Annotated in this window: 5 protein-coding genes; all 5 read left to right on the forward strand. The window is 61.9% G+C overall.

Annotated elements, in window-relative coordinates:
* The first annotated feature begins 258 nt into the window (after positions 1-258).
* The 5 genes from AC3EA7_RS08920 (at position 259) to AC3EA7_RS08940 (ending at position 6,042) form a co-directional block, all read left to right on the forward strand.
* Complete coding sequence (locus AC3EA7_RS08920) at positions 259-1,044, forward strand: enoyl-CoA hydratase/isomerase family protein (protein ID WP_488613695.1); 786 nt, start codon at positions 259-261, stop codon at positions 1,042-1,044.
* A gap of 154 nt (positions 1,045-1,198) precedes the next feature.
* Positions 1,199-2,560, forward strand: coding sequence for an MFS transporter (locus AC3EA7_RS08925; protein ID WP_488613696.1), 1,362 nt, complete (start codon positions 1,199-1,201; stop codon positions 2,558-2,560).
* Positions 2,561-2,899: 339 nt separating this feature from the next.
* Entirely contained in the window at positions 2,900-4,144 is a 1,245-nt protein-coding gene (locus AC3EA7_RS08930) for an acyl-CoA dehydrogenase family protein (RefSeq protein ID WP_488613697.1), read from the forward strand.
* A gap of 121 nt (positions 4,145-4,265) precedes the next feature.
* Positions 4,266-5,042 (forward strand): electron transfer flavoprotein subunit beta/FixA family protein, encoded by a 777-nt coding sequence (locus tag AC3EA7_RS08935; RefSeq protein ID WP_488613698.1) that lies wholly within the window; start codon positions 4,266-4,268, stop codon positions 5,040-5,042.
* 13 nt (positions 5,043-5,055) lie between these two features.
* Complete coding sequence (locus AC3EA7_RS08940) at positions 5,056-6,042, forward strand: electron transfer flavoprotein subunit alpha/FixB family protein (protein WP_488613699.1); 987 nt, start codon at positions 5,056-5,058, stop codon at positions 6,040-6,042.
* Positions 6,043-6,707: the final 665 nt, after the last annotated feature.

Below are 6,707 nucleotides of genomic sequence, written 5' to 3' on the forward strand. Positions count from 1 at the left end.
CGACAATCCATCAGGGCGCACGCGCCGCCCGCCCGCCCCCACGCCTCGACCCGCCACCCCGCATGGGCGCGCCAGCGGCGCGCCCTACCCCGCGCCCACGGGCTGCCTCACACACGGGCGCGCCAGCGGCGCGCCCCTACCGTGCCACTTGCCCGCGTGCAACGGATAACCTTCCTACCTTCAACCTCAAACTCCTCTCGCCTCTCGCCTCACTCCTGGTATAATACTCTCGCCCCGCATACAGAGAGGAGGATGCAGATGGCTTACGACAACATCCTCGTGGCTGTCGAAGGCTTGCTGACGATCATCACGATCAACCGTGAACGCGTGCGCAATGCACTCAATCAGGCAACCATCGCCGAGATCCACGCCGCGTTGCGCGCCTTTGAAATCGACGCATCACAGCGCGTTGCCATTGTGACCGGCGCCGGCGACCGCGCATTCGCCGCCGGCGCCGACATCACCGAACTCCAGATATTGCCGGGCGCCGACGCTGCACGACGCTTCAGCGAAGCCGCTCACGACCTTGGGCTGTTCATGCGCCAGATGACCAAGCCGATCATCGCGGCAATCAACGGGTACGCCCTCGGCGGCGGGCTGGAACTGGCGCTGAGTTGCGATATGCGCATCGCCGCCGAAACCGCCATGTTCGGTCAACCGGAGATCAATCTGGGCATCATCCCCGGCTGGGGCGGCACACAGCGCCTGCCGCGCCTGATTGGACCGTCGGCGGCGCGCCTGCTCTGCATGACTGGCGACATGATCCCGGCGGAAGAGGCGCTGCGCCTCGGTCTGGTCGAGCGTGTCGTGCCGGCGGCATCGCTCATGGAAGAGACACGCGCGCTGGCGATGAAGATCGCCGCAAAAGCGCCGCTGGCGATTGCCGCCATCAAGCAGGCGATCAATCGCGGGTTGGATATGCCGCTGGCGGAGGGGTGTATGTACGAAGCCGCCCTTTTCGGCGCAATTGCAGCGACCGACGACGCAAAAGAAGGGACGACCGCATTTCTCGAGAAACGCCAACCGACGTGGAAAGGACGGTAGACGCACGACGCACCGCAGAAGAGACGTTGCACCGCAACGTCTCCAGGAAGCGCCGCAGGGACGGACGGCGCATCGCCCGCAGAGACGGTGCATCGCACCGGCTCCGACAAACGCGCGGCATGATGCGTGACGGACGATGAGAAGAGAGGAGTGTATGGAGATCGAAATCGCGCGCAGCGCCAGCGTCGCTGCCACCGATGATCGCCGCGAACAGGTTGGCTGGTATTTCTACGACTGGGCAAACTCCGCTTTTTCTACCACAGTTGTGACCGTTTTTCTCGGTCCGTACCTGACCTCGGTAACACGGAACGCCGCTGACGCCGCAGGGTTTGTCTACCCGCTGGGCATTCCGGTCGCCGCCGGTGCATTCTTTCCCTACATGGTTTCGCTGTCAGTGCTGCTCCAGGTTCTTTTTCTGCCGATCCTCGGCGCGATTGCCGACTATACCCATCTGAAGAAGCATCTCCTGGGCGTATTTGCGTATGTCGGCGCCATCGCCACGATGCTGCTCTATTTTCTCGATGGCGGCAATTACCTTTTCGGCGGGGTGTTGTTTCTGATCGCCAACCTGAGTTTTGGCGCATCCATCGTTTTCTACAATGCGTTCCTGCCCGATATTGCCAGTCCCGACCGACGCGATGCCGTGTCGTCGCAGGGATGGGCGCTCGGCTACCTCGGCGGCGGGTTGTTGCTCGTCGCCAACCTGCTGCTCTTCCAGAACGCCGGGTCATTTGGCGTCTCTTCCAATCACGCCGTGCGGATCAGCATCGTCTCGGCTGGCATGTGGTGGGCGATCTTCACGATCATTCCGCTGCTGGCGCTGCGCCGGCGCGATCCGATCAAGCGCATACCGCCAGGCGAACACTATGTGACCATTGGTTTCAAACAGTTGTGGGAAACGTTGCGCAAGGCGCGCAACTACCCGCAAACCCTGTTGTTCCTCGGCGCTTATCTGCTCTACAATGATGGCATTCAAACCGTGATCGCCCTGGCGTCGCAGTTTGGCGCCGAAGAACTGAAACTGGAGCAATCCACACTCATTTCTGCTATTCTGATGGTACAGTTCGTCGCCTTTGCCGGCGCCCTGATGTTCGGGCGTGTCGCGGGATGGATCGGCGCTACCCGCGCCATCCTGGTGAGCCTGGTGATCTGGACGAGCGTGATCTTTGCGGCATATGGCTGGGTGCAGCCCGGCAATCCGACGCAGTTCTACATCCTGGCGGCGGCGATTGCCGTCATCATGGGCGGGAGCCAGGCGATCAGCCGCTCACTCTTCTCGCAGATGATCCCGCCGGGGCAGGAGTCGGAGTACTTTAGCCTGTACGAAGTCAGCGAACGCGGCACAAGCTGGCTCGGACCGCTCGTCTTCGGTCTGGCGCTCCAGTTTACCGGCAGCTACCGGGTAGCGATCCTGCTGCTGCTCATCTTCTTCATCGCCGGTATCGCGCTGTTGCTGCGCGTCGACGCGCGCCGCGCCATTCTCGAAGCCGGGAACGTCCCGCCTGCCAAAGTGTGAGGGACGCGCCATTGCAGAGGGATAAACGTGGGAAGGCAAGCGAGTCCAGCGGCAAGCGGCTGAAGGTTGAAGACAAAGACACGACAGGGAGCGACGCTGCGATGCAACGTCGCTGTACGACGCCAGGGGTTCGGGGATGAAGGTTGCAGGCGGGCGTTGCACGTTGAACGTTGAACGTTGCCAGGGAAGACGGAAAGGCGGCAGGTGGGAAGGTGCAAAGATGCGCAAGTGGAAAGTGTTCCCCGCTCCCCGCCCCCTACTCCCTATTCCCGACCCCGTTCTTGGTTCTCAGTTCTCAGTTCTCGGTTCTTGGTTCTCGGTTCTTGAGAGGAAACGACGATGGACTTTACCGCCAACTACGACATGTTCCTGACCGAGGAACACCAGATTTTGCGCCGCACGGTGCGCGAATTCGCCGAAAAGGAAGTCGCGCCGTTCATTCGCGAGTGGGACTGCAGCGGCGCGGCGATGGAGGGACCAGAGACCCGCCCGCACATTCGTCCCATCCTGAAGCGCATGGGTGAACTGGGGCTGCTCGGCATCTGCCTGCCGGCGCGGCTCGGCGGCGCAGGAATGGACTACCTGGCGCTGGCGGTCGTGTGCGAGGAACTGGAGCGAGTCGACAGTTTCCTGCGCGTGGTCATGAGCGTCCATACCGGCTTGAACTCGCTGACGCTGTTTCAGTGGGGAACGGAAGAACAGCAGCGGAAATACCTGGTCCCGCAAGCGAAAGGCGAGAAAATCGCCGGCTACTGCCTGACCGAACCGAACAGCGGCACCGATGCCGGCGCCATGCTCACCACTGCACGGCGCGACGGCGACTCCTACATCCTGAATGGCGAGAAGACCTGGATCAGCCTGGCGGACATCGCCGACCATTTCCTGGTCTTCGCCAAGACTGACCCCTCGAAGGGGAACCGGGGCATCTCGTGTTTCATCGTCGAACGCACCATGCCCGGCGTCAGCAGTCTCCCGATCCACGGAAAACTCGGCGTGCGCGCCGGCAATACCGGTTCGGTCATTCTCGAAGAGGTGCGCGTGCCGGTCGCCAACCGGCTCGGCGAAGAGGGCGAGGGGTTCAAGATTGCCATGACCGCGCTCGACAACGGGCGCTACACCGTCGCCGCCGGTGCGACCGGTCTCATCCAGGCGAGCCTGGAAGCCAGCATCCGCTACGCGAAAGAGCGCCAGACGTTCGGCGTTCCCATCGCCGAACATCAACTGGTCAAGCGCATGATCAGCCACATGGTGCGCAAACTCGACACCAGCCGCCTGCTGGTGTACCGCGCCGGCTGGATGAAGAACCAGGGACGCCGCAACACCCGCGAAACGACCCTCGCCAAGTGGCATGCGACCGTCAGCAGTTTCGAGGCCGCCGACGACGCGATTCAGATCCACGGCGCTTATGGCTACAGCGACGAATATCCCGTCGAACGCTACCTGCGCAATGCGCGCGGCGCCATCATCTACGAAGGCACCCGTGAATTGCAGGAACTGCTCCAGGCGGATTTCGCGCTCGGCTACCGCGAGAATAAGCCGCTCCGCCGCGAGTTGCCCGCGTATGACCCGGATGAATGGGCATGATGAACATCATGTTATAATGCAACGTGTTACCACGTACGCTAATAAGCGCACAAGGGGATTACCAGGGGAAGCAGCATTGATGCGAAGCCGCTGACGAGCAGCGGCGCAAGAGGGAGGCGCTATGCACATCGTCGTCTGCATGAAACAGGTTCCGCGCGACAACTCGGTCAAAATCAACGCGGATCTGACAATCAACGCCGATGGGATCGAGCAGATCATGAACCTCTTCGATGAGTATGCCGTCGAAGAGGCGTTGCAGTGGAACGAGAAACTGGGCGGCAAAGTCACCATTCTCTCGATTGGTCCAGAAGACTGGAAGGAACAGATTCGTCGCGCACTCGCAATGGGCGCCACCGACTCGCTGTTGTTGAGCGACCCGGCGTTCACCAAACTTGACACCTTCGGCGCTGCGCGGGTCGCCGCCGCCGCCATCAAGAAGCTGGGCGATGTCGATCTGGTGCTGTGTGGCCGCAACTCGACCGATGACGAAACCGGGGCGTTTGCGCCGGCGCTGGCGCGGTTGCTTGGCTGGACGCAACTGACCTACGTGGGGAAGGTTGTCGCGCTGGAAAGCGGCAAAATCGTCGCCGAACGCCATCTCGAAGAAGTGGTCGAAACGGTCGAAGCCAGCCTGCCGGCAGTTGCAACGGTCGTCAAAGGCATCAATGAACCACGCTACCCGTCGTTGCTGCGCATCCGCAAAGTCGCCAAGGTCGAGATTCCGACCTGGTCGGCGGCGGATCTCGGTCTCAGCGCTGCGGACTTGACCCCCGCATTGAACCTGGTCAATCGCGTCCCGCCGCCGCCGCGTCCGAAGGGCGAGGTCATCGAAGGAAAAGATGCTGCCGAGAAGGTTGCCCGACTGGTCGATAAGTTGATGGAAGCGCAGGTTATCTGACAGGAGAACGTCTATGGCGAACGAGATCTGGGTTTTCATTGAGCGAGCCGCCCATGGCGATATGGCCGGGGTGTCGAAGGAATTGCTCGGCAAGGCGCGCGAACTGGCTGACGCCAACGGGATGAAGGTCGGCGCGCTGATCCTGGGCGCCGGCGTCGGCGATCTTGCGAACACCGCCTTCAGTTACGGCGCCGATACGGCGTATGTGGTCGATGACGGCACGCTGGCGCAGTACACCACCGATGGGTATGTCGGCGCAGCCGCAGCGATCGCGAAGAAGTATCAGCCCGCCCTGATCCTGACCGGCGCCAGTTTCCAGATGCGCGACTTCAGCGCGGCGCTGGCGGCGGAACTCGATACCGGCGTCGCCGCCGACTCGACGAATGTGTTGATCGAGAACGGCGTGGTGAGCGCCGTTCGCAGTTCACATGGCGGCAACGTTATCAACACGCTGACCTTCGCCCCCGGCAGAACGGCGGTCGTCTCGGTGCGCAAGCAGAGTTTCCCGGAACCGCAGGCAAGTCCTGGCCGCTCCGGCGCAGTGGTGACCGAAGCCATGCCCAGCGTTCCGATGCGTGCAAAGGTTGTGAGCGTGGCGCCGAAGCAGGGGGCCGTCAATCTGTCGGACGCAGCGATCATCGTGTCGGGCGGGCGCGGCCTGGGGTCGCCGGAGAACTATTACAAACTGATCCCCCCGCTTGCGGAAGCAGTCGGCGGCGCCTACGGCGCATCGCGCGCGATCGTCGATGCCGGTTGGGTGCCCTATGAGCATCAGGTCGGCCAGACCGGCAAGACGGTCAGCCCCAAACTCTACATGGCGGTTGGCATCTCCGGCGCGATCCAGCACCTGGCAGGCATGCGCTCCTCGCGCACCATCGTGGCGATCAACAAAGACTCGGACGCGCCGATCTTCCGCGTCGCCACGTATGGCGTCGTCGGCGATGCGAATGAAATCGTGCCGCTGCTGACGGAGGAGATCAAGAGGCGGACGGGGAAGTAGGAGTTAGAGGCATCGCCTGGCTGATGACCGTCACCAGGACCGACTCGCCGACGCCCGTGACGCTGGTCATTGCCCAACCGCTCCCCGCCGCCCTCCGGTGACGGTCATCTGCGCCACCCACCCCGGCTGATGACCGTCACCAGGACCCGCTACCGATGGATCGCCGACGCCCGTGACGCTGGTCATTGCTTGGTCGTGCCCCAAACGCCCTCCGGTGACGGTCATCTCGAGTGGCGAAAGGTATGCGGGCTGACCCGCTTGGGAATATTGGCTCCCCCGGCAGCAGCGCGAACGGCTTTTTGCAGCCCGCTTTCATCGGCTCTAATGACCATCTGGAGGCACTAATTGGAGTTCTCTCCAGTCACCGGCTTGCTCTGAAAAGTGAGAGAATAATATGATCATTTGCGCGTTGACCGCCCAGACCATTAGCGGGTCCACAGGTTATCCGGAAAAGCTCGTTGGGTAGGCGAAGGCAATGCCTTCGCCTACCCGGTCGCACTTCAGTCAGCGATTTTTCGGATAGGCTCTAATATTACAGCGCAAAGTTGCAAGCGGGCAGGTTGAGTAGTCTGGAACCAAGAAGGCATGGTATCTTTCTCCCACCACGATCAATTAGGAAGGAGACGAAGAACACCATGCCCGCGGAAATTGTAACTCAACCTTGC

The sequence above is a fragment of the Roseiflexus sp. genome (assembly GCF_057785375.1).